This is a genomic window from Pseudoflavonifractor sp. HCP28S3_F10 (genome assembly GCF_052065415.1).
GTDB lineage: Bacteria > Bacillota > Clostridia > Oscillospirales > Oscillospiraceae > Pseudoflavonifractor_A.
The window spans coordinates 42035-63069 of record NZ_JBQHUB010000003.1; the positions used below are offsets into that span (position 1 = coordinate 42035).

General features: G+C 62.6%; 18 protein-coding genes and 1 pseudogene. 12 read left to right on the forward strand and 7 right to left on the reverse strand.

What is annotated here, in order from left to right:
* Positions 1 to 126 precede the first annotated feature (126 nt).
* On the forward strand, positions 127 to 2685 hold the full coding sequence (locus ACTNBZ_RS02640) for an SEL1-like repeat protein (RefSeq protein WP_441208092.1): 2559 nt from the start codon (positions 127 to 129) through the stop codon (positions 2683 to 2685).
* A 1-nt stretch (position 2686) separates the two neighbouring features.
* Here the strand turns inward: ACTNBZ_RS02640 and ACTNBZ_RS02645 are convergent, their stop codons facing one another.
* A complete protein-coding gene (locus ACTNBZ_RS02645) occupies positions 2687 to 3466 on the reverse strand; it encodes a hypothetical protein (protein WP_441208093.1) in 780 nt (259 codons plus the stop codon).
* 366 nt (positions 3467 to 3832) lie between these two features.
* Between ACTNBZ_RS02645 and ACTNBZ_RS02650 the strand changes: the two genes are divergently transcribed.
* The 9 genes from ACTNBZ_RS02650 (at position 3833) to ACTNBZ_RS02690 (ending at position 12181) form a co-directional block, all read left to right on the forward strand.
* The gene (locus tag ACTNBZ_RS02650) at positions 3833 to 4342 is read left to right on the forward strand and encodes a YqeG family HAD IIIA-type phosphatase (protein WP_441208094.1); all 510 of its coding nucleotides are present in this window, start codon (positions 3833 to 3835) and stop codon (positions 4340 to 4342) included.
* Positions 4339 to 5202: a TIM barrel protein gene (locus ACTNBZ_RS02655; protein WP_441208095.1), complete on the forward strand. Its 864-nt coding sequence runs from the start codon at positions 4339 to 4341 to the stop codon at positions 5200 to 5202. The genes ACTNBZ_RS02650 and ACTNBZ_RS02655 overlap by 4 nt, the downstream gene beginning before the upstream one ends.
* A 43-nt stretch (positions 5203 to 5245) precedes the next feature.
* Positions 5246 to 6307, forward strand: a complete 1062-nt coding sequence (locus ACTNBZ_RS02660) for a M24 family metallopeptidase (RefSeq protein WP_441208096.1) — start codon at positions 5246 to 5248, stop codon at positions 6305 to 6307.
* A gap of 142 nt (positions 6308 to 6449) precedes the next feature.
* Positions 6450 to 7013, forward strand: coding sequence for an elongation factor P (gene efp, locus ACTNBZ_RS02665; protein ID WP_441208097.1), 564 nt, complete (start codon positions 6450 to 6452; stop codon positions 7011 to 7013).
* 77 nt (positions 7014 to 7090) lie between these two features.
* The gene (locus tag ACTNBZ_RS02670) at positions 7091 to 7555 is read left to right on the forward strand and encodes a CD1247 N-terminal domain-containing protein (RefSeq protein WP_441208098.1); all 465 of its coding nucleotides are present in this window, start codon (positions 7091 to 7093) and stop codon (positions 7553 to 7555) included.
* Between the two features lie 219 nt (positions 7556 to 7774).
* Positions 7775 to 8533, forward strand: coding sequence for a ZIP family metal transporter (locus ACTNBZ_RS02675; protein WP_441208099.1), 759 nt, complete (start codon positions 7775 to 7777; stop codon positions 8531 to 8533).
* A 96-nt stretch (positions 8534 to 8629) separates the two neighbouring features.
* The gene (locus ACTNBZ_RS02680; RefSeq protein WP_441208100.1) at positions 8630 to 9376 is read left to right on the forward strand and encodes an SDR family NAD(P)-dependent oxidoreductase; all 747 of its coding nucleotides are present in this window, start codon (positions 8630 to 8632) and stop codon (positions 9374 to 9376) included.
* Between the two features lie 186 nt (positions 9377 to 9562).
* On the forward strand, positions 9563 to 12007 hold the full coding sequence (feoB, locus tag ACTNBZ_RS02685; protein WP_441208101.1) for a ferrous iron transport protein B: 2445 nt from the start codon (positions 9563 to 9565) through the stop codon (positions 12005 to 12007).
* A 9-nt stretch (positions 12008 to 12016) separates the two neighbouring features.
* Entirely contained in the window at positions 12017 to 12181 is a 165-nt protein-coding gene (locus ACTNBZ_RS02690) for a FeoB-associated Cys-rich membrane protein (protein ID WP_441208102.1), read from the forward strand.
* A 210-nt stretch (positions 12182 to 12391) separates the two neighbouring features.
* On the opposite strand, the gene ACTNBZ_RS02695 is transcribed toward ACTNBZ_RS02690, so the two are convergent.
* From ACTNBZ_RS02695 to ACTNBZ_RS02710, 4 genes are all read right to left on the reverse strand, one after another.
* Positions 12392 to 12829, reverse strand: coding sequence for a hypothetical protein (locus ACTNBZ_RS02695; protein WP_441208103.1), 438 nt, complete (start codon positions 12827 to 12829; stop codon positions 12392 to 12394).
* Positions 12830 to 12938: 109 nt separating this feature from the next.
* Entirely contained in the window at positions 12939 to 14426 is a 1488-nt protein-coding gene (gene glpK, locus ACTNBZ_RS02700; RefSeq protein ID WP_441208104.1) for a glycerol kinase GlpK, read from the reverse strand.
* Between the two features lie 56 nt (positions 14427 to 14482).
* Positions 14483 to 14902: a NusG domain II-containing protein gene (locus tag ACTNBZ_RS02705; protein WP_441208105.1), complete on the reverse strand. Its 420-nt coding sequence runs from the start codon at positions 14900 to 14902 to the stop codon at positions 14483 to 14485.
* Entirely contained in the window at positions 14871 to 15917 is a 1047-nt protein-coding gene (locus ACTNBZ_RS02710) for an FAD:protein FMN transferase (protein WP_441208106.1), read from the reverse strand. Before ACTNBZ_RS02710 ends, ACTNBZ_RS02705 begins: the two co-directional genes overlap by 32 nt.
* 506 nt (positions 15918 to 16423) lie before the next feature.
* Between ACTNBZ_RS02710 and ACTNBZ_RS02715 the strand changes: the two genes are divergently transcribed.
* Positions 16424 to 17194, forward strand: coding sequence for a hypothetical protein (locus tag ACTNBZ_RS02715; protein WP_441208107.1), 771 nt, complete (start codon positions 16424 to 16426; stop codon positions 17192 to 17194).
* A gap of 96 nt (positions 17195 to 17290) precedes the next feature.
* Here ACTNBZ_RS02715 and ACTNBZ_RS02720 read toward each other — a convergent pair whose 3' ends face one another.
* Positions 17291 to 19078, reverse strand: a complete 1788-nt coding sequence (locus ACTNBZ_RS02720) for a Na/Pi cotransporter family protein (RefSeq protein ID WP_441208108.1) — start codon at positions 19076 to 19078, stop codon at positions 17291 to 17293.
* 257 nt (positions 19079 to 19335) lie between these two features.
* On the opposite strand from ACTNBZ_RS02720, the pseudogene ACTNBZ_RS02725 reads away from it, so the two are divergent.
* Positions 19336 to 19716, forward strand: a pseudogene (locus ACTNBZ_RS02725) (sigma-70 family RNA polymerase sigma factor); the annotation flags it as partial.
* Between the two features lie 52 nt (positions 19717 to 19768).
* Here the strand turns inward: ACTNBZ_RS02725 and ACTNBZ_RS02730 are convergent.
* Complete coding sequence (locus ACTNBZ_RS02730) at positions 19769 to 20980, reverse strand: YibE/F family protein (protein ID WP_441208109.1); 1212 nt, start codon at positions 20978 to 20980, stop codon at positions 19769 to 19771.
* Between the last annotated feature and the right edge of the window lie 55 nt (positions 20981 to 21035).

The window sequence follows — 21035 nt, forward strand, 5'->3', positions numbered from 1 at the left end:
CACCACCGGTGCGGGGCTTTTCTTGTTTGCCCGGAGCTGCCCTTTCTTGCAGCCGGGAAAAAGATGTGATAAACTAACCATTTAGAATGGGCGGACATACCCATAGAAAGGAGGGCGGAGCACGCCATGATCTACCGTTGTACGCAGGAAGAGTGCCCGTGCATCGTGGAGCAGGAGGAGCGGCCGGAGTGCTGCCCCGACTGCGGACATACCATGGAGCCGGCGGAGGAGGCGCAGCTCTCCGGAAGGGAGTGGGCCCTGCTGGGAAGCTACTGGATCGAGGGCCCGGCGCGGGATGAGGCGCGCGCCCTGGCCTGCTTCCGGCATTCCGCTGGCATGGGCGAGGCCTGCGGCATCAGCAATCTGGGCTGGTGCATGGAGAATGGGGTGGGCATCCAGGCCGACCCCCGGCAGGCCGCATGGCTCTATGAGCAGGCCGCTCTGCTGGACTATGTGCCCGCCATGTGTAATTTCGGCTTCTGTCTCCAGCAGGGGATCGGCGTGGGGCCGGACGTAGTCCGGGCGGCAGAGTGGTACCGCCGGGCGGCGGAGGCCGGCTTTCCCCGGGCCCAGATCCTGCTTTCCCGCTGTTATCATGACGGTATCGGCGTGGAATGCTCTCCGTCGGCAGCGGTGGAGTGGCTGAAGGCCGCCGCCTTCCAGGGCGACCCGGTGGGACAGGCCCAGCTGGGCCGCTGCTTCGAGTTCGGCGACGGCGTGGAGCGAAACGCGGAGACCGCCGTTTTGTGGTACGGCCGGGCGGCAGCCCAGGGCAGTACGGATGGTCTGTGCTGCCTCGGGGTATGCTATGAGTACGGCATCGGCGTGCAGCGGGACAGCCGTCAGGCGGCAAAGCTCTACTGGAAGGCCGCCCGTGGAGGAGATACCCGCGGCATGTGCAACCTGGCCTGGATGTATCAGAATGGCGTGGGCGTGGGCCGGAATCTGGGCCGTGCCATCATCTGGTACACCGACGCCGCCCGGAAAGGGGACCCCCGGGCTCAGTGCGAGCTGGGCGTGTGCTATGAGTACGGCGCCGGCGTGGAGAAGGATATGGCCCAGGCCATGGAGTGGTACAAGCGCTCGGCGGCCCAGGGGTATCCTCAGGGCCTGACCAACCTGGGCGTGTGCATGGAGGGCGGCCGGGGCATGGAACCCGACCGGGCGGGGGCCATGGCCCTCTACCTTCAGGCGGCGGAGCAGGGATATGGCCGTGCCCAGTGCTACGTGGGCATCAACTATTTTTACGGCGACGGCGGCGTGGAGCGCTCCCCGGAAGAGGCGGCGCGCTGGTTTGCCCGTGCGGTGGAGAACGGATATGAAGAGGCCTGCTACTGGATGGGCCTGTGTCTCTGGAGCGGTCAGGGCGCGGCGGAGGACAAGGCCGGTGCGGTCAAGTGGTTCCGCCGGGGCGCCGGGGCCGGGAATGCCCGGTCGGGCTTCTATCTGGGTCTCTCCTTTGACCAGGGCTGGGGCAGCGAGCCTGACGAGGCCAAGGCGGTGCACTGGTACCAGTGGGCCGCCAAACGGGGGGACAGCCTGGCCCAGTACAACCTGGCCTGGCGCTACGCCAACGGCCAGGGCGTGGAGCGCAGCGATGAGCGGGCCACCGAACTCTTCCGCCGGTCCGCCGGGCAGGGGGACGCCGACGCCATGTGCAGCCTGGGCCTGCGGTATGAGCAGGGCCTTGGCGTGGAGCGGGATGTAAAGCAGGCGGCTGAGTGGTACCGCAGGGCGGCGGAGCTGGGGCAGCGGCAGGCCCAGTGCAACCTGGGCTGGTGCTACGACAGCGGCCTGGGCGTCCGCAAAAGCAAGAAGCAGGCTGTACTCTGGTACCGGCGCTCTGCCGGGCAGGGGCTGGCCCGTGCCCAGTACAATCTGGGCCACTGCTATAAGGACGGCTCTGGGGTGGAGCAGGATGACGCCGCCGCCATGGAGTGGTTCCGCAAGGCCGCGGAACAGGGCCACGGCGACGCCATGTGTTCCATCGGATGGCTGTGCGAGCAGGGCCGGGGCGCCGAACAGAGCTGGACCGAGGCCGCCGGGTGGTACCGGAAGGGAGCCGAGGCGGGCAGCACCGCCGCCATGTGCAATCTGGCCTGGTGCTATGAGCGGGGCCTGGGGGTGGAGAAGGATTACGCCCAGGCCGCGAACTGGTACCGGAAGAGCGCCGACGAGGGGAGCCTCCGGGGCATGAACAACCTGGGAGAGCTCTACCGGAAGGGCTGGGGCGTGCCCCGGGATTATACCCAGGCCGTCCGCCTCTATGAACAGGCCGCGGGAGCGGAGGATGACACCGCCCTCTACAACCTGGGCGAGTGCTATGAACTGGGGCAGGGAGTGGAGCCCGACCTGAAAAAGGCCCTGTCCTATTACCGCCGGGCCGCCCGGCTGGGAGAGGGCAGTGCCCTGTGCGCCCTGGGCCGGTTCTATGAGAACGGTATCCAGGTGCCGCCCAACCAGGCCAAGGCCCTGGAATACTACCGCCGCTCCGCCGACGGCGCCGACGCGGAGGGGATGTACTATCTGGCTCTGTGCTATGCCGAGGGCAAGGCGGTGGAGCCCGACCGGAAGGAGGCCCTGCGCATCTGCCGGGATGCTCTGGCGTGCAAGGACCTGGAGGAGCAGGACAACCCCGGCCTGCGGGAGAAGCTGGAGGCACTGGCCGCCCGGCTGAAGGCGTGAGCTACGGCTTGAGCAGCCGGGGCAGCAGGTCGTCCACCTGTCCGTAGGGCAGGAAGGCCCGGGTGATGCCCATGCGCCCGGCGATGTCCAGTTTTTTACGGATGGAGCCCGCGTCGTCGTACAGGACGAAGTGGACTCCATTCTCTTTGGACATATAGGTAAAGTAGTGGGCACAGAGCTCCCGGGAGAAGTATACCGTGGGATGGAGCTCCTCCAGCCGGGCGCGCAGCTTCTCCCGGCTGAGGGGGACGCCCTGCCCGGTGGGGGAGGGAAGGAAGAAGTCCATGGCCACCCGCTCCACCGCCAGGGTGACCCGCTCCCGGCCGAAGCGCTCCGCCGCGTCGGAGAGCCGCTGCTCCAGCGAGCCGCCGGACAGGGCGGTGGGGATGAGCACCCGGGCGCGGCGCAGGCCGTGAGCGTAGGCTTCGGGGACATAGAGGGGCCAGCCCCGGCGTTCCAGCAGGTCCTCCAGTTCGGCCGCCGCCTGCCGGAGCAGGGGAAAGGGACGGCCCTCAAAGGCGCAGTACACCCCGGTGAACCCCCGGGCGCTGCACTCCCGCAGGATCTCCTGGCACAGGGCGGAGGGCTCGCCGCGGCCGTCAAAACCCCGGCAGTCGGCCGCCAGCAGACCGCCCCGGGCAGCCACTGGCAGGTTGGAGCGGAAGAGGTGGGGCCCACTGCCCACACGGTAAGCCAGATGGGCCACCGGCAGACCGGCAGCCTGGGCGGCTGCGCTCTCCCCAGGAGCCGCGATCAGCGTGAGTTCACAACTGGAAGCCATAGGACAACCCCCTTGTTTCGCCTTGAAACGGATGCTATAATAATGTCTGCTGAATAAACCGCTTTGCGGTTTATTCGTGCGGCAGCAGCCGCACAATTCGATCAAAAGGGCCATTCTCAGCCCTTTTGATCGAATTCAGGCATTGTAACAATGCGTACTGAACAAAAACAGGACATATGACACTCATGAGCTGCCGAATGGGACATTTTGGGATAAACAGCCCGTGATCGACTGTGTTATGTTACAAAAAGCGGTATTTCTGACCACTTTATGTGATCAAGCCGCGGATATGGGATGCGGCTGCGCCCGTGATAGGAATCTATGCAGGGGAACGCGCAAATAGCCCTTGCGGAAAGGCGGTGGCCCTTGGGCCTGTCTCTCTTGGCGGACCGGGTGTTCCGCAGTATTTATGATATTGATCCGCAGGAACTGGCCCGCTCCGGCATCCGGCTCCTGCTGGCCGATCTGGACAATACGCTGGCGGCCTACGGCGTGCCTGAGCCGGATGAGGCTGTCCGGGCCTGGGAGCGGGAGCTGCGGGAGGCGGGGGTGACCCTCTTTATCCTCTCCAACAACCGAAAACCTGACCGGGCCCGCCGCTACGCCCGGTCACTGGGCATCCCCTTTATCGGCCACGCGGGCAAGCCCCGGGCGGGCTCCTTCCGCCGGGCCATGGAGGAGATGGGGGTCACCCAGCGGGAGACCGCCATCGTGGGGGACCAGATCTTTACCGATATCCTGGGCGGAAAGAACGCCGGCGTGACCACATTGCTGGTGGAGCCCATCCGGCTCTCGGGCAATCCGGGCCGCTACCTGCGCTATGCCGCGGAGTGGCCCTTCCGCCGGCTTGCACAGCGAAGGAGGAAAAGCATATGAGCGCACTCTTCGGACCTGCCGGCAATTCGGATTCCTTTTCCGCGGTCCACAAGTCCTCTCTTGCCGCGCCGGAGTGGATCGCAGGATTTGGGCTGGACGCCTATGAGTACCAGTGCGGCAAAGGGGTGAATGTGGGAGAGGCCACGGCCCGCAAGCTGGGGGAGAACGCCAGGGTTTACGGCGTCCGCCTCTCGCTCCACGCACCCTATTTCATCAATCTGGCCAACCCGGATCCGGAGAGCCTGCAAAAGACCATCGGCTATATTACCGCCGCCTGCCGGGCGGCAGACTGGATGGGGGCGGACCGGGTGGTCATCCACTCGGGGGCGTTGATGAAGCGCACCCGGCGGGAGGCACTGGACATCGCCCTCCGGTCCATGGAGCAGGTGGTGGCAGCCTGCGACGCCGCCGGGTACGGGCACATTACCCTCTGCCCCGAGACCATGGGCAAGATCAACCAGCTGGGGGACCTGGACGAGGTGCTGGAGCTGTGCCAGGTGGACGGGCGGCTGCTGCCCACGGTGGATTTCGGCCATCTCTATGCCCGCAGCCTGGGGGCCGATGAGGGGGAGGAGGCCACCGAGCGGATGCTGGACCGGATGGAGGAGCGCCTGGGCGGGGAGCGGGCAAGCCGCTTCCACAGCCACTTCTCCCGTATCCAGTTCACCCCCGGCGGAGGCGAGAAGATGCACCTGACCTTTGCTCAGGACGAGTTCGGCCCCGACCATATGCCGCTGATGAGATCCCTGGCCCGCCGGGGCTGGAGCCCCACCATTATCTGCGAGTCGGCCGGGACCCAGGCCGAGGACGCGCTGACCATGAAGACGGCGTACCGGCATTTTCTGGCGGGATCGGAATAAGAACCTGTTTGAAGAGAACAATGACAGAAAGGAAGTTTTCTCCATGAACCATCTGAACAAGATCGCTTCCAAGCTGCCCGAGTACGGCCTGGACGCCATGCTCATCACCAGCGAGCCCGGCGAGTTTTACGCCATCGGCTTCCACGGCGAGGGCGTGACCCTGGTGACCCGGGAGGGCAGCTACTACTTTACTGATTCCCGGTATATCGAGGCATGTGAGAAGCAGGTCACCGACTGCGCCGTCTCCATGCCCGAGGGCCGCAGCTACAAGACCGAGGTCCGGGACCTGGTGGTCAGGCACGGCGTCAAAAAGCTGGGCTTTGAGGACGGCTATATGTCCGTGAAGGAGTACAACGCCTGGACCGCCGCGGTGGAGGCCCAGTTCGTCCCGGCCAACGATCTGCTGGACGAGCTGCGTACCTACAAGGACGCAGAGGAGATCGACCGGATGATCAAGGCCCAGCGCATCTCGGAAAAGGCCTTTGAGGAGATCCTGGGGTTCATCAAGCCCGGCGTCACCGAGAAGGAGATCGCCGCCCGGCTGGAGTATGATATGATCCGCTTCGGCGCCGAGAAGATGAGCTTCGATCCCATCGTGGCCTCCGGCCCCAACGGCAGCATGCCTCACGCCATCCCCGGCGACAAGCCGGTGCGCAGCGGTGAGTTCATCACCATGGACTTCGGCTGCAAGTTCGGCGGCTACTGCTCCGACATGACCCGCACCGTGGCCCTGGGCGAGCCCACCGAGGAGATGAAGAAGGTCTATCAGACCGTGCTGGAGGCCCAGCTGGCGGGCATTGCCGCCGCAAAGGCCGGTGTGGTGGGCGCCGACGTCCACGAGGCGGGCCGGAAGGTGATCGCCGACGCCGGCTACGGCGACTATTTCGGCCACGGCTTTGGCCACAGTCTGGGCATCGAGATCCATGAGGACCCCCGGTTCTCCCCCAAGTGGGACAAGCCCATCGGCGCCGGCGCCGCCCTCTCCGCCGAGCCCGGCATCTACCTGCCCGGCAGGTTCGGCGTGCGTATCGAGGACGTGGTCATCCTGACGGAGGACGGCTGCGAGGTCATCACTGTAGCCCCTAAGAACCTGATCATCCTGTAAAAAGTACCTGAAATCCGGCCGGACTTGCCCCCGCGTGTATGATTCCAGCCGAATTCCATGCTACCCCCTTGCAAATAGAGACAAAGTAGGGTAAAATAGTGTCGCTTATTTTTGAAATACCTTTCTGAAGGATGTGTTACCAATGATTACTGCCAGTGATTTCCGCAATGGCGTGACCTTTGAGATGGATGGCCAGGTCATGCAGGTCGTCGAGTTCCAGCACGTGAAGCCCGGCAAGGGCGCCGCCTTCGTCCGTACCAAGATGAAGAACGTCATCACCGGTGCCGTGACCGAGACCTCCTTCAACCCCACCGCCAAGTTCGAGCCCGCCTACGTGGAGCGCAAGGACATGGAGTACAGCTACAACGACGGTGATCTGTACTATTTCATGGACCCCGAGACCTATGATCTGGTGCCCATCGGCGCGGATACTCTGGGCGACAACTTCCGCTTTGTCAAGGAGAACATGGTCTGCAAGATCAGCAGCTACAAGGGCAAGATCTTTGCCGTGGATCCCCCCACCTTCGTGGAGCTGGAGGTCACCGAGACTGATCCCGGTTTCCGGGGCGACACCGCCACCAACGTGACCAAGCCCGCCACGCTGGAGACCGGCACCGAGATCAAGGTCCCCCTGTTCATCAACCCCGGCGACCGGATCAAGATCGATACCCGCACCGGCGAGTACCTGGAGCGCTGCAAGGCTTAAAAGCCCCATGCATGGAACAGCGGAGCGATGGGGAAACTGTATCCGCCATTGATCTGCCAAGGAAAAGGAGAAATAAAATGACGATTTCTGAGAAGGTCGCGTACCTGAAGGGACTGGCCGAGGGCCTGAACATCGACACCGAGAAGTCCAAGGAGGGCAAGCTCATTTCCGTGATGATCGGCATCCTGGAGGAGATCGGCCTGTCTATTGAGGACCTGGAGGAGAACACCGTCGCCCTGGGCGAGGAGATTGACGCCATCTCCGACGATCTGTCCGACGTGGAGAGCGTGGTGTTCGAAGAGGACGACGATGACGGCGACTGCTGCTGCGACGATGACGATGATGACGACGACTTCTTTGAGGTGGAGTGCCCCAACTGCAAGGAGACCCTGGTCATTGACGAGGACGTGCTGGAGTCCGGTGTGATCCAGTGCCCCAGCTGCAAGGAGAAGTTTGCGCTGGACCTGTCCGACTGCGACTGCTGCTGCGATGAGGACGAGGATGACTGCGGCTGTGGCTGTGGCTGCCACGACGAGGAGTAAACCCATCCTGAGGTGAGAAAATAAGACCGGCGGCTCGGAAGAGCCGCCGGTCTTTTGCGTCCAGGCGGCCGTCTCTGCTAAAAATATGAGATGGGTATTTTCTTTTTATGGCGGCCGATGTTATAATGTGACAGGGAAGCGCTGCCGGGGCAGGAAACCGTGCTCCGGGCGGCTTCCGTATTTTGGCCTCGGCCTGCCGGGGCCCATAGGAGTTTGTACATGGAAATCGTTTTATTGACTGCCCTGGGTGTGGGAGGGGCTACTGTGGTGGGCGCGCTGCTGGGCTTCGCGTTCAAAACGGTGTCGCACCGGTTCAGCGACATCGTACTGGCGTTCGCCGCCGGGGTCATGCTGGCCGCCGCCGTCCTGGGTCTCATCCTGCCCTCGCTGGAGTACGGGGGAAGCGGCGGCCTGCCCGTGACAGTGATCGGCATCTTCTGCGGCGCTTTTGGCCTGAACCTGATGGACAGGGCGGTGCCCCACCTGCATCACCTGGCGGGCGTGGACCAGGAGGGGCACCCCGCCCGGACCGAGCAGCTTGACAAGGTGCTGCTTTTCGTCATGGCCATCGCCATCCACAATCTGCCTGAGGGCATCGCCGCCGGGGTAGGCTTCGGCACGGGCAATACCGGAGAGGCCCTGACCATTGCGGGCGGCATCGCCCTGCAGAACATCCCGGAGGGCATGGTCATCATCGCACCCATGCTGGCTGCGGGGATGAGCCGGGGAAGGACCTTCGCAGTGGCCCTGGCCACCGGCATGATCGAGGTGGTGGGCACCCTTCTGGGGTATTTCGCCGTGAGCCTGTCCGCCGCAGTGCTGCCCTTTGCGCTGGCCTTTGCCGGAGGGACCATGCTCTACGTGATCAGCGACGAGATGATCCCCGAGACCCATGCTCACGGGTGTGAGCGGGGCGCTACCTACTCCCTGCTTGGAGGCTTCTGCCTGATGCTGGCCATGACCCATTGGCTGGGCTGAGCGGAGCCGCTGTTCCAAAATTGCTATCATACCGGTTTTATCCGCACTGGGTAAGGGTATTATAGAGTCATCCAAACAGACAAGGAGGTCATGATTATGAGATTGAAAGACAAGGTCGCTGTGATCACCGGCGGCAGCCGGGGCATCGGCTATGCCACTGCCGAGGCGTTCCTGCGGGAGGGAGCCAGCGTAGTGGTGGCCGGCAGCCGCCCGGAATCCGCGGACCGGGCCGTAGCGCAGCTGAAGGAGAAATTCCCCGGTGCCGCCGTCTCCGGCATCAGTCCCGACCTGGCCGATCTGGAGGACGTCCGCAAGGCGTTTGGCCAGGTGATCGAACAGTACGGCCGCATCGACATCCTGGTGAACAATGCCGGTACCTCTGACAGCGCTCATTTCGTGGATTACAAAGAGGAGACCTTTGACAGGATCATGGATCTGAACGTGAAGGGTGTGTTCAACGCAGCCCGGGCCGCGGTGGACTGCATGGTGGAGCAGGGGTCCGGTGTGATCCTCAACACCTCCTCCATGGTCAGCCGCTATGGCCAGCCCAGCGGCGTAGCCTATCCTACCTCCAAGTTCGCGGTTAACGGCCTGACGCTCTCCCTGGCCCGGGAGCTGGGTCCCAAGGGCATCCGTGTCAACGCCGTGGCCCCCGGCATTACCGAGACCGACCTGATGAAGGCCGTCCCCAAGGAGGTCATCGATCCCCTGATCAAGCAGATCCCCCTGCGCCGCCTGGGCCAGCCTGAGGATATCGCCAATGCCTTCGTGTTCCTGGCCTCGGAGGAGGCCTCCTATATCACCGGCGTGGTGCTCAGTGTGGATGGCCTGGCCAGATGCTGATGGTTCATCAAACCGGTATGACAGCGTAAGGAGAGCGCCCGGCCCTGATTGGGACGGGCGCTCTCCTTTTTGGGGAAAGGGGAAGGGCCGGGCTGCGACCGCCTTGACAGGGAAGTGGGGTTAGAGTATAATAACTGCGCCTGTAAAAAGAAGCAGCCAAATTGAGCCAGATGAGATGAAACAGATATGAAAACGGAAGCAAAAGCAAAAAAAGGAACCCTGGAAGAGCTCTCGCCCGGCGAGAGCGGCATCATCCTCCGGACGGGCAATGAGCGGGGCCCGGTGAAGCGCCGCCTGGTGGACATGGGCCTGACCCCCGGCACCGAGATCACCGTGCGCAAGATCGCACCCTTCGGCGATCCCATCGAGGTCAATGTCCGGGGTTACGAGCTCTCCCTCCGGCGGGAGGACGCGGCCCAGATCGCCATGGCCACCGGCGAGGAGGCCAAGGCCGCCAGCCTGATCCGCCGGAAGCGTGCTGGCATGGTGCAGCACATCCCCGACGAGGAGACCCTGCGCCGCATGAGCGCCGACCATGCCCACGAGGCACGGGAGCACGGCGGCGAGCCAGACTATGCCAGCCATGACACCCGGGAGATGAAGCTGGCCCTGGTGGGCAATCCCAACTGCGGCAAGACCACCCTCTTCAATGCCCTCACCGGCTCCAACCAGTATGTGGGCAACTGGCCCGGCGTCACGGTGGAGAAGAAGGAGGGCAAAGCCAGCGTGGACGGCAAGCCCGTCACCATCGTGGACCTGCCCGGTATCTACTCCCTGTCTCCCTACTCCATGGAGGAGATCGTGGCCCGGGACTTCATCGTGGGCGAGCATCCGGACGCCATCATCGACATCGTGGACGCCACCAACATCGAGCGCAATTTGTACCTGACCGCCCAGCTGCTGGAACTGGAGCGGCCCATGGTCATCGCATTGAACTTTATGGACGAGGTGGAAAAGCACGGGGACCGGATCGACGTGGGGGCCCTGTCCCGGGCTCTGGGCGTGCCGGTGATCCCCATCACCGCCCGGACGGGAAAGAACATCGACACCCTGCTGGAGGTGGCCCACCGGCAGATGCACGTGGGCGTGACGGTGGAACCGGACGACCTGTACGACGACTTTACCCACCAGATCCACCACAAGATGGGCGAGCTCATCCACGATAAGGCCTATTCGGCCGGCGTCCCCGCCCACTGGGCGGCCATCAAGCTGCTGGAGGGCGACCGCCTGGTGCAGGAGGCGCTGGGCCTGAGTCCGGAGGAGCGCCGGCAGGCCGAGACGGTGTGCGCCGAGTATGAGGGAGCCTACGTGCTGGGCGACCGGGAGACATTGATCGCCGACAGCCGTTACCGCTTCATTCAGGAGGTGGTGGGCCTGTCGGTGCGGAAGGGGCAGAGAAGCGGTGAACTGACCCTCTCGGACAAGATCGACTCCATTGTCACCAACCGGTATCTGGCGGTACCCACCTTCCTGATGATGATGCTGGCCATGTTCGCCATTACCTTCGGCCCCGGACAGGCGCTGGCCGACGGGGTGGACGCCCTCATCGGCGGCGTGTTCGCCGAATGGGTGCGGAGTTTGCTGGCGGCGGCCGGAGTGGCCCCCTGGGTGGAGAGCCTGCTGGTGGACGGCGTCATCGCCGGCGTAGGCGGTGTACTTACCTTCCTGCCCCAGATCGCCATCCTCTTTATCTTCCTCTCCTTCCTGGAGGACTCGGGCTATATGGCCCGGGCCGCCTTCATCATGGACCGGCTGCTGCGGCGGTTCGGTCTGAGCGGAAAGGCCTTCATCCCCATGCTGATGGGCTTTGGCTGCACGGTGCCCGCCGTTATGGGCGCCCGCACCATGGAGAATGAGAAGGACCGCCGCATGACCATCATGCTGGTGCCCTTCATGTCCTGTTCGGCCCGGCTGCCGGTGTACGGACTGATCACCGCGGCATTCTTTGCCCGGTACAGCGGCCTGGTGGTCTTTTCCCTCTACCTGCTGGGGCTGCTCTTCGCCATCGCCTCGGGCGTCCTTCTGAAGAAGCTCGTCTTTAAGGGAGAGCCCGCCGCCTTTGTGCTGGAGCTGCCGCCCTACCGGCTGCCCACCCTGAAGAACATCAGCCTGCACGTGTGGGAGAAGGTGCGGGGCTTCCTGGTCAAGGCGGGCACCCTGATCCTGGCCATGAGCGTGCTGCTCTGGTTCCTCCAGTCCTTTGGCTGGCAGGACGGCGTGGTCATGGTGGACCAGGCCGGGGATTCCTTCCTGGGCGCCGTGGGCGGCGCCATCGCCCCGGCGCTGCGGCCCCTGGGCTTCGGTACCTGGCAGGCCGCGGTGGCCCTGCTCACCGGACTGGTGGCCAAGGAGATGGTGGTCTCCTCCATGAGCCTGTTTTACGGCTTCTCGGTGAGTGCCAGCGGCGCGGTGGTGGCCTCGGCCCTGTCCGGGACCTTCGCTACTCCGGTGGCGGCCTATGCCTTCCTGGTATTCGTGCTGCTCTATGTGCCCTGCGTGGCGGCGGTGTCCACCATTTACCGGGAAATGAACAGCCTGAAATGGACCCTGGCCTCCATCCTGTGGCAGCTGGGCGCCGCCTATCTGGGTGCGCTGATCGTCTATCAGGTGGGCTCCCTCCTGATACACTGAGGTGAGCGTGTGAAGTATGTGATCTATCTGGCCGTAGCCGCCCTGGTGGTCTGGTCGGTGTGGTATGTGGCCCGCCACATCCGCCGCCAGCTCCGGGGAGACTGCGGATGCGGATGCGGGTGTTCCGGCGGCTGCGAGTGCTGCGGCACACCCTGCGGCAAGCGGAAAAAATAAAAGAAAAGCCCGGCTCTCGTGTGAGAGCCGGGCTTTTTTGCTGTTGTAGGATGGAAAACGCTCATACTAAAACCTAATAAAAAGCTTGAAACGCTTTTATAGCGCGCAGCGCGTCAGGTTTTTATGAGACGCGGTATCATGCGGCATGCATGATACCAGTGCGCGCAGCGCACGGAATTTCAAATGAAAGCATTTCATTTGAAATTCGTATCAGACGGTCTCCCGCTCCGTATTCTCCCGTATCAGGCGCTGGATGGTGTCCTCCGGATAGGAGAGCAGCCGCCCGAATTCCAGGGCCAGGCGGCTGCGGTTGCCGCCGAAATAGGCCCGGGAGGCCACGGTGGACTCCTTCCGATTCTTCAGCCTTATGTACTCCTCGATGACATGGTCCGCCTGATAGAAGAGAATATTGAATCTGCCGCGGGTCATGGAAAGGGGAAACAGATCAGTGGTGAGCAGGTCGTCCTCCGGGTAGAGCTTGGTCCCGTGCCGGCGGCAGCTCTCTTTGGCGTAGTCGATAAGGGCATCCCGCTCCGCCTTTTGCTTCAGGGGAGGGGTGAGGGCCAGCGACCGGATGCCTGCCGCCACCATTTGGTTCAGGCTGTCGATCATGCCGCACTGGTAAGAAAAGGAATCAATCATTTGCATAGCTGGGGCCTCCTGTCTGACGTATCACCTATTCTACTGCTTTTTTCAGAGAGGAGCAAGCGAAAATGGAAGAAAAAGGATGCTAAAGATAAATTTTATGTTACCCGGCTTACTGATGTGCCCAGCCCCGGCTGCGGTCTACCGCCCGGTGCCAGCCGGAGAGCAGGGTCTCCCGCCGGGCGGGTTCCATGGCGGGGGAGAAGGCAGTGTCACAGCTCCACAGGGAGCGGATTTCCTTCCGGTCCTTCCATACGCCCACCGCAAGACCGGCCAGATAGGCGGCGCCCAGGGCGGTGGTCTCCCGGATCACGGGGCGGAGGACCTGGTGGCCCAGGATATCGGCCTGAAATTGCATGAGAAAGGCGTCCCGGCTGGCGCCGCCGTCGGCCTTGAGCTGGGAGAGGGGGAGGCCGGTGTCCTTCTCCATGGCGGCCACCAGGTCGTGGACCTGATAGGCGATGGACTCCTGGGCGGCCCGGATGATGTGCTCCCGCTTGGTACCCCGGGTCAGGCCCACCATGGCCCCCCGGGCATACATGTCCCAGTAAGGAGCGCCCAGCCCGGTAAAGGCGGGCACCAGATAGACGCCGCCGGTGTCGGGCACCTTCTGGGCGTAGTACTCCGCGTCCCGGCTCTCGTCCAGGAAGCGCAGCTCGTCCCGGAGCCACTGGATCACCGCCCCGCCCACAAAGACCGAGCCCTCCAGTGCGTACTCTACTTTGCCCTCCAGACCCACGGCGATGGTGGTAATGAGCCCGTTCCTGCTCTGGCAGGGCTGCTCGCCGGTGTTCATCAGCAGGAAGCAGCCGGTACCATAAGTGTTCTTCGCGTCACCGGGGGAGAAGCAGGTCTGGCCGAACAGGGCGGCCTGCTGGTCGCCGGCGATGCCTGCAATGGGCACCCGCACGCCCTGGATGTCCGCATAGCCGTAGATCTCGCTGGAGGAGCGGACCTCGGGCAGCATGGCCCGGGGGATGTCCAGGGCCTGGAGCAGGTTTTCATCCCAATCCAGCTTGTGGATGTTGTAGAGCATGGTGCGGGAGGCGTTGGTCACGTCGGTGACATGGGCCGCGCCGCCGGTGAGCTTCCACACCAGCCAGCTGTCCACCGTGCCGAACAGGATCTCGCCCCGCCGGGCCCGCTCCTGCGCGCCCTCCACGTGGTCCAATATCCACCGGATCTTGGTGGCGGAGAAGTAGGCGTCGGGCACCAGGCCGGTGGCCTGCCTGATATAGTCGCCCACGCCGTCAGCCAGCAGGCCGTCCACGATGCCCGCCGTCCGGCGGCACTGCCAGACGATGGCGTTGTGGATGGGCCGGCCCGTCTTTTTGTCCCACAGGATGGTGGTCTCCCGCTGGTTGGTGATGCCGATGGCGGCGATCTCCGCCGGCGACACGCCGGACTGGGCGATGACTTCCATCATCACGCCGTACTGGGAGGACCAGATCTCCATGGCGTCGTGTTCCACCCAGCCATCATGGGGATAGAACTGGGTAAATTCCTTCTGGGCCACGCCCACGATGTGCTGTTCCCGGTCGAACAGGATGGCGCGGGAGCTGGTGGTGCCCTGGTCCAGCGCCAGCAGATAGGGTCCCATACTGATTCCTCCTTTTTACTCTGCGGAGCGGAAAGATCCCCGTTTTGGGGGAACCTTTATCCCGCGATCACGTCAAAATCCTCTGTGGACGCATCGTGTTCCCCGATCAGGGAGATAATGAGCCTGTTGGGAAGACAGATGATCTGCTCACCCGGAGCGTCGATCCAGCCGGTATGGACACAGTCACGGCCGGGACAGCTGCTCTCGGCCACCCGGATACGGCCCTGCTCCGCCTCCAGCGTCACAGGCCAGGGGGCATCGATGGCCAGGGGAGAGAGGGCCTGGGCTTCCTCCATGGAATACTCCCCCACCACAGCCCCGTCCAGCGTGATCCGCAGCATCACAGCGCTCCCGGCGGAGGGACGGAGGGTCCAGAGGGGGGGGGGGGCGGCCGCCGCCACCAGAAGGACGATCACGCCGTCCCACAGGGTGGGACGGGTGCGGTCAGCGGCGGACGATCTCACAGGTATAGCCATTGATATCCCCCTTGAAGGTAACGGCGTCCTCCAGCCCTTCGGTGACCAGTACGGTCCCGTCATCCAGGCAGAGGATGCACTCGAAAGTATCCCGGCTGCGCCAGAAGTCCAGCGCCTGTTCCGGCCCCATCACATAGAGGGCGGTGGAGAGGGCGTCGGCCTCGGCCCCCTGGTCCGAGACTACCGTGACCGACAGCAGGCCGCTCCGGGCAGGCATGCCGGTCTCCGGGTCCAGAATGTGGTGATATACCACACCGTCCGCCTCAAAAAAGCGCTCGTACCCGCCGGAGGTGGAGAGGACCTGGTCGGAAAGCGCCAGGACCAGCAGCTGTCCATCCTCGTCCTGAGGGTCCCGCAGGGCGATGCGCCAGGGCCCGCCGTCTGGCCGCGTCCCCAGGGCGGCAATGGTGCTGGAGCCCAGATTGAGCAGCGCGGAGGAAACGTCATAGCCGGAGAGCAGGGCCATGAGCCGGTCGGCGGCATAGCCCTTGGCGATGCCCCCCAGGTCCAGCTCTGCGCCGGGGGCGTCCAGCCGGGCAGTGTTCCGCGTTGTATCCACATGGAGGGCGCCGCTGTCCACCAGGGGCAGGAGCGCGGAGAGCTCGTCTTGGGCAGGAACGCGGAGCTCCGCCTCCAAGGTGCCGAAGCCCCAGGCATCCATCACCGGGGCGATGGTCACGTCAAAGGCGCCGCCGGTGGCGGCAGACGCCTCCAGCGCCTGGGCCAGCAGCACGGCTGTCTCCTGTGAGACAGTGACCTCACCGCCATCCCCGGCGTGGGCGTTGATTCGGGCCACATCACTGTCCTCACCGGCGCGGGAAAGGAGCCGGTCCAGACGGTTGACCTCAGCCACGGCAGCCTGGGCGGCGGCCTCGGCTTTTGGGCCGGAGAGCTGCACGCGCATCAGCGTGTCCATGGCAAAAAATTCCTGAACAGCCTCGCCGCCGGCGGGAGAACAGCCGGACAGAGACAGAAGGAGAATGAGACAGAGCGCGGGGACGAAACGACGTGACATAATGGAAAACTCCTGACTGCCGCGCATGGCGCGGACGAAAGTAAGCAGACCGTCAGGCGCTGGGAGGGATGCGCAAGGCTTTCCCCGGCCGGTCTGCTGAGGGAATTGTACCGCAGGCACAAGTTTCACTAAGCTCCCCGCCGCCGGTGCGGCGGCTTGCCAAGTGAAACTATTGCACCACAGGCACAAGTTTCACTAAGCTCCCCGCCGCCGGTGCGGCGGCTTGCCAAGTGAAACTATTGCACCACAGGCACAAGTTTCACTAAGCTCCCCGCCGCCGGCGCGGCGGCTTGCCAAGTGAAACTATTGCACCACAGGCACAAGTTTCACTAAGCTCCCCGCCGCCGGCGCGGCGGCTCGCTAAGTGAAACTATTGTATCACAGAATAGAGCCGGGGGCAAAGTGTTCTCTTGGCAGGAAGGGGGTTTTTGGTGTTGCAAAATGACGTGCTATCTGTTAAAATATACAAATGCGAGATTAAAACGTATGTCACAGGAGATGAATACATGGATAAGAGAGAAAGGACGGAGCGGGCAAAGCAGGAGGACGCGGCTCTGACGCGGGCCCTGATCTGGATCGTGGGCTCGGTTGTTCTGGAGGCGCTCCTTCTGCTCCTGAATCGTTATTATAATAATTACCGGGTCAGTGAGATCGGGATCCGTCTGGCGTTGGACAGCATGTTCCGGGTGCTGGCCGTGGTCCTGCCGGTGTGCTTCTTGGCGGCGGCGGCCTGGTGGGCGGCGGCCTGGAAAAAGGGCCGCAAGAGCGGGCTGGCCCAGGCGGCAGCCACGATCCTGGCGATCCTCTCGGCGTGCGCGCTGATCGTCCGCTTTTTCACCGAGACCGGTGTCAAGGGGCTGTATGTAGGTGTGCCCTGTATGGCGGTGCTGGCACTGGTGTATTACCTCTACCAGCGGGAGTTTTTCGCAGTCACGCTGATGTGCGCGGCCGGGCTTTTGGGCCTGTGGCTGATGAACCGGCGGATCACCCACGGCGCAGTGGTCTACAGCTATCTGGTGGTGGAGTTCCTGTTCCTGGCGGCGATGGCGCTGGCGGCCCGTAAACTCCAGAACGGCAGCGGGGCCATGGATATCCGGGGCAGGCGGGTGCAGCTGCTGGGGAAGAACGTCAATTATACCATGCTCTATCTGACCTGCCTGGCAGTTGCGCTGGTACAGGTGATGGGGCTGGTGATGGGAGTCATGACCCTCCTGTACGCGGTGCTCATCGTGTGGCTGCTGGCTATGGCGGTGTACTACACCGTGCGGCTGATGTGATTTTGAAAAGGTCCCTGTTCTTCGGAACAGGGACCTTTTTTCGCAAATATATCTGAAAAAGCGGCGGGAGGATTTCTTCCTCCTGCCGCTTTTTGATCACAGGTTTTCAATAGGGGCGTAGTATTTCTCGCGGTATTTGCGGAATTCCGCGTCAAAAGCTTCGCTTTCACCATGGTGGATGGCGTGCATATAGGCATGAGTGTCCACACGGATCAGGTCGTCCTTGGGGGCGGTCTCGCGGACGATGTACAGGGCAATATTGGAGCAGTGGTCGGAGATGCGCTCCAGATTGATGAGCAGTTCCAGAAACTGAGTACCCAATTCAATCGTACACTCGCCGGTCTTCAGGCGTTCAATGTGACGGCTGCGCAGCTCATCCCGCATCAGATCGACCACTTCTTCAATGGGCTCCACACCCATGGCTTCTTCCCGGGAGAAGGATTCAAAGCACTTGACGGCCCGGTCCAGAGTTTCGTCCACCGCGCTGGTCATGGCTTTCAGCTCGATTTTGGCCTTGGGCGAAAAGGAGAGGCCGCGCTCGTGAAGAATACCGGCAGACTCGGAAAGATTCACCGAGTAGTCGCCGATCCGCTCGAAATCGGACAGGGTATGGAGCAGTTCCGACACTTTGGCGTTTTCCACGGAGGTAAGGGCACGGTTGTTGAGCTTGACCAGATAGTTGTCCAGAAGCCCTTCCAGCTTGTCCAGGGCATTTTCGGTCTCATTCAGGCGTTCCACTTTTTTCTCATCAAAGTGGTCCAGCAGTTCCACTGCCAGGCGGTAGTTCTCACGGGCAAACTGGCCCATCTGCACCACCGTGTCGTGGGCACGCTCCAGAGCCACAGAGGGGGAGGTGATGAAGCGTTCGTCCAGCAGCGCGAAGGTGTGCTCGTCGTCGCCGGGGACGGTACGCACGGCCAGCCGCACCAGCAGCTTGTGGAAGGGGAGAAGAACCAGGGTACAGGCCATGTTGAAGAAGGTGTGGATAGAGGCGATATCGCCGCGGTTCATCTGGCTGCTCCAGAAGGCGGGGACGTTCCCGGAGGCGCTGGCCGCGTAGTAGAAACCATAGGCCGCGGCCAGGAAGAGCAGTGTGCCGATAACGTTGAAGTACAGGTGCAGCATAGCAGTGCGCTTGGCGTTTTTGCTGGCGCCCACGGAGGAGATCACGGTGGTGATGCAGGTGCCGATGTTCTGGCCCATGATGATGGGAAGAGCCACATTAAAGGTGATGGCGCCGGTGGTGGTCATGGCCTGGAGCAGGCCCACAGAGGCGGTGGAGCTCTGCAGCAGGGCGGTGACCAGGGCACCCACCAGGATGCCCAGAACAGGATTGGAGAAGGCCACGAAGAGCTCCTGGAACTGGGGAAGCTCCTGCAGGGGGGCCACCGCGGCCTCCATGCTCTTCATACCGATAAAGAGAAGACCCAGGCCCAGACAGAACTGGCCGATCATTTTCTTCTTGCCGCCCTTGAGGAAGAGATAGAATACCACGCCCACCACAGCCATGATGGGGCCGAAGGACTGGGGCTTCATCAGCACCATGAAAATGTTGTCGGAAGAGATATCTCCCAGACGAAGGATCTGCGCGGTAACAGTGGTGCCGATGTTGGCTCCCATGATGATGCCGACAGTCTGCTCCAGCTTCATGATACCGGAGTTGACAAAACCGACGCACATGACGGTAGTGGCTGCCGAGGAGTGGATCAGACCCGTGACCAGAGCACCGACCAGGACGCTTTTGAAGATATTGCTGGTCAATTTTTCCATAATGTGCTCCAGACGGCCGCTGGAGAGCTTCTGCAATCCGTCTGTCATGGTTGACATGCCGAACAGAAATGTTGCAATGGCGCCCAGCAGAGAGATTACGTCTGTAATCTTCAAGTGACAACCTCCCTATGATTTATCATTCCATTTTTTTGTAAAGTTTTTTTTACACAGCACAACAAATTATAGCATCTTTTCCCGCCGCGTAAATGATGCTGAGGCGAAATATTGGAAAATATCTGTTTCCGATAAAATTGCAGGGGAAAATTTGTGGAATTTTGTATTATCCTGCGGTGGGGTACATAGGGACTTGCACCGAGGGAATAGGATATGAGAAAGATCGGCACGAACATGCGTGAAAGGGAGGAGATGCCATGCTGACGGCGTGGATATTGCTGACGATCAACAGTCTTTTTTTGACGCTGCGCCTCTCGGGCGGGGAAGGCGGCTCCTTCCCCCGCCCGCTGAAGGCGGAAGAGGAAAAAGATTGTCTGGAGCGGATGGCACAGGGAGATACACAGGCGCGGAACAAACTCATTGAGCACAACCTCCGTCTGGTGGCTCATATCGTGAAAAAATACTATACACCCAGCGGAGATCAGGACGATCTGATCTCCATCGGCACCATCGGGCTCATCAAGGGGATCTCCACATTCAAGCCGGACCGGAATGTGAGGCTGGCCACATATGCTTCCCGTTGTATTGAAAATGCTATCCTCTCTATGCGGCTCCGGAAGGACGAAAAAGAGGCCGGGATCATTCCCCGGCCTCTTCGGCGTATTGGCAGTGCACTGTACGCCTGACGGCTTACCGGCGTGTGCCTGATCGCCCGGGCGCGGCCAGTATCCTGGCGCTCAGCAGAGACACCAGCGGCACTGTCAGGATGATGCCCACGGAACCCGCGATGCCGCGGATCAGCTCAATGACGATGGCGTCGGTGTTGAGGATCTGAATGGCCGGGAAGCCATAGGCCTGGAAGAGGATCAGGATGTTCAGCGACGCGCCGGCAAAAGCCAGAATAAGCGTATTGGCCATGGTGCCCATGGCATCGCGGCCGATGTTCATCCCCGAGCGGAAGAGCTCCCGCCGGGACAGCGCCGGGTTCACCTCATGCAGCTCATTGCAGGCCGAGGCGATGGACATGGCCACATCCATCACCGCCCCCAGGGAGGCGATGAGAATACCGCTGACCAGAAGTCCGCTGATGTGGAGCTGGGAGTCGTAGGCCCGCAGCACCAGCTCCTCCGCCTCGGACATGTTGAAGCCGTTCATGGGGGAGAGTGTGCCGGCCGCCGCAGCGAAGAGCCCGGCTGCGGCCACGCCGCCCACGCATCCCAAGGTGGCGCACAGGGTCTTTTTGGAGAAGCCGGTCAAAAGCAGCAGGGAAGCCGCCGTGGTGAGAGCGACGATCCCGATGGTGGCCGGGATGGGAGGGACGCCGCGCAGGAGCAGCGGCACCAGCACGAACCACACGCAGGCCACAGTGTACCCAAGGCCCAGCACCGCCATGGCACCCTTTTTCCCGCCGATCAGCACCAGAAGGAGGATAAAGACAGCCAGCAGGCCGAAAAACACCAGGCCCCGGTCATAATTGGGCACAGAGACGATGTAGGGCGCTCCGCTGTCGTCCAGATCCAGCCGTACGATGATCCGGGTCCCCTCCCGGCAATCCACGTTGGAGTAGGCGTTGAGGTAGTTCACCGTCTCCATGACTGAGCCCTTAAATTCACCGGTGAGGATCTTGACTCGGATATATTGCTGGCCCAGCCGGCGGCCCTCGGTCCAGGCGTCAGGCTCGGCGTTATCCTCCATGACCTCAGTGACCTTTGCCGCGGCGAATTTGCGCTTTTGCGCGGCGGAGAGCTCCCGCTGCTCCTGTGTGCCGTTGAGCAGGAGAGCGGACAGGACCAGCAGCGCCAGAAGGGCTGCCGCCGCAGCGACCTCCCAGACGCGGCGGCCGGGGGCCCCTCCAGGCACCGGCGGCCTGTTTTGTTTTGACTGCTGCTTTGACTGCTTCATGGTGTTCCTCCTCGGGTAAGAATAGCCGGGGCCGCCCCAGGTTGGAGGCCCCCCC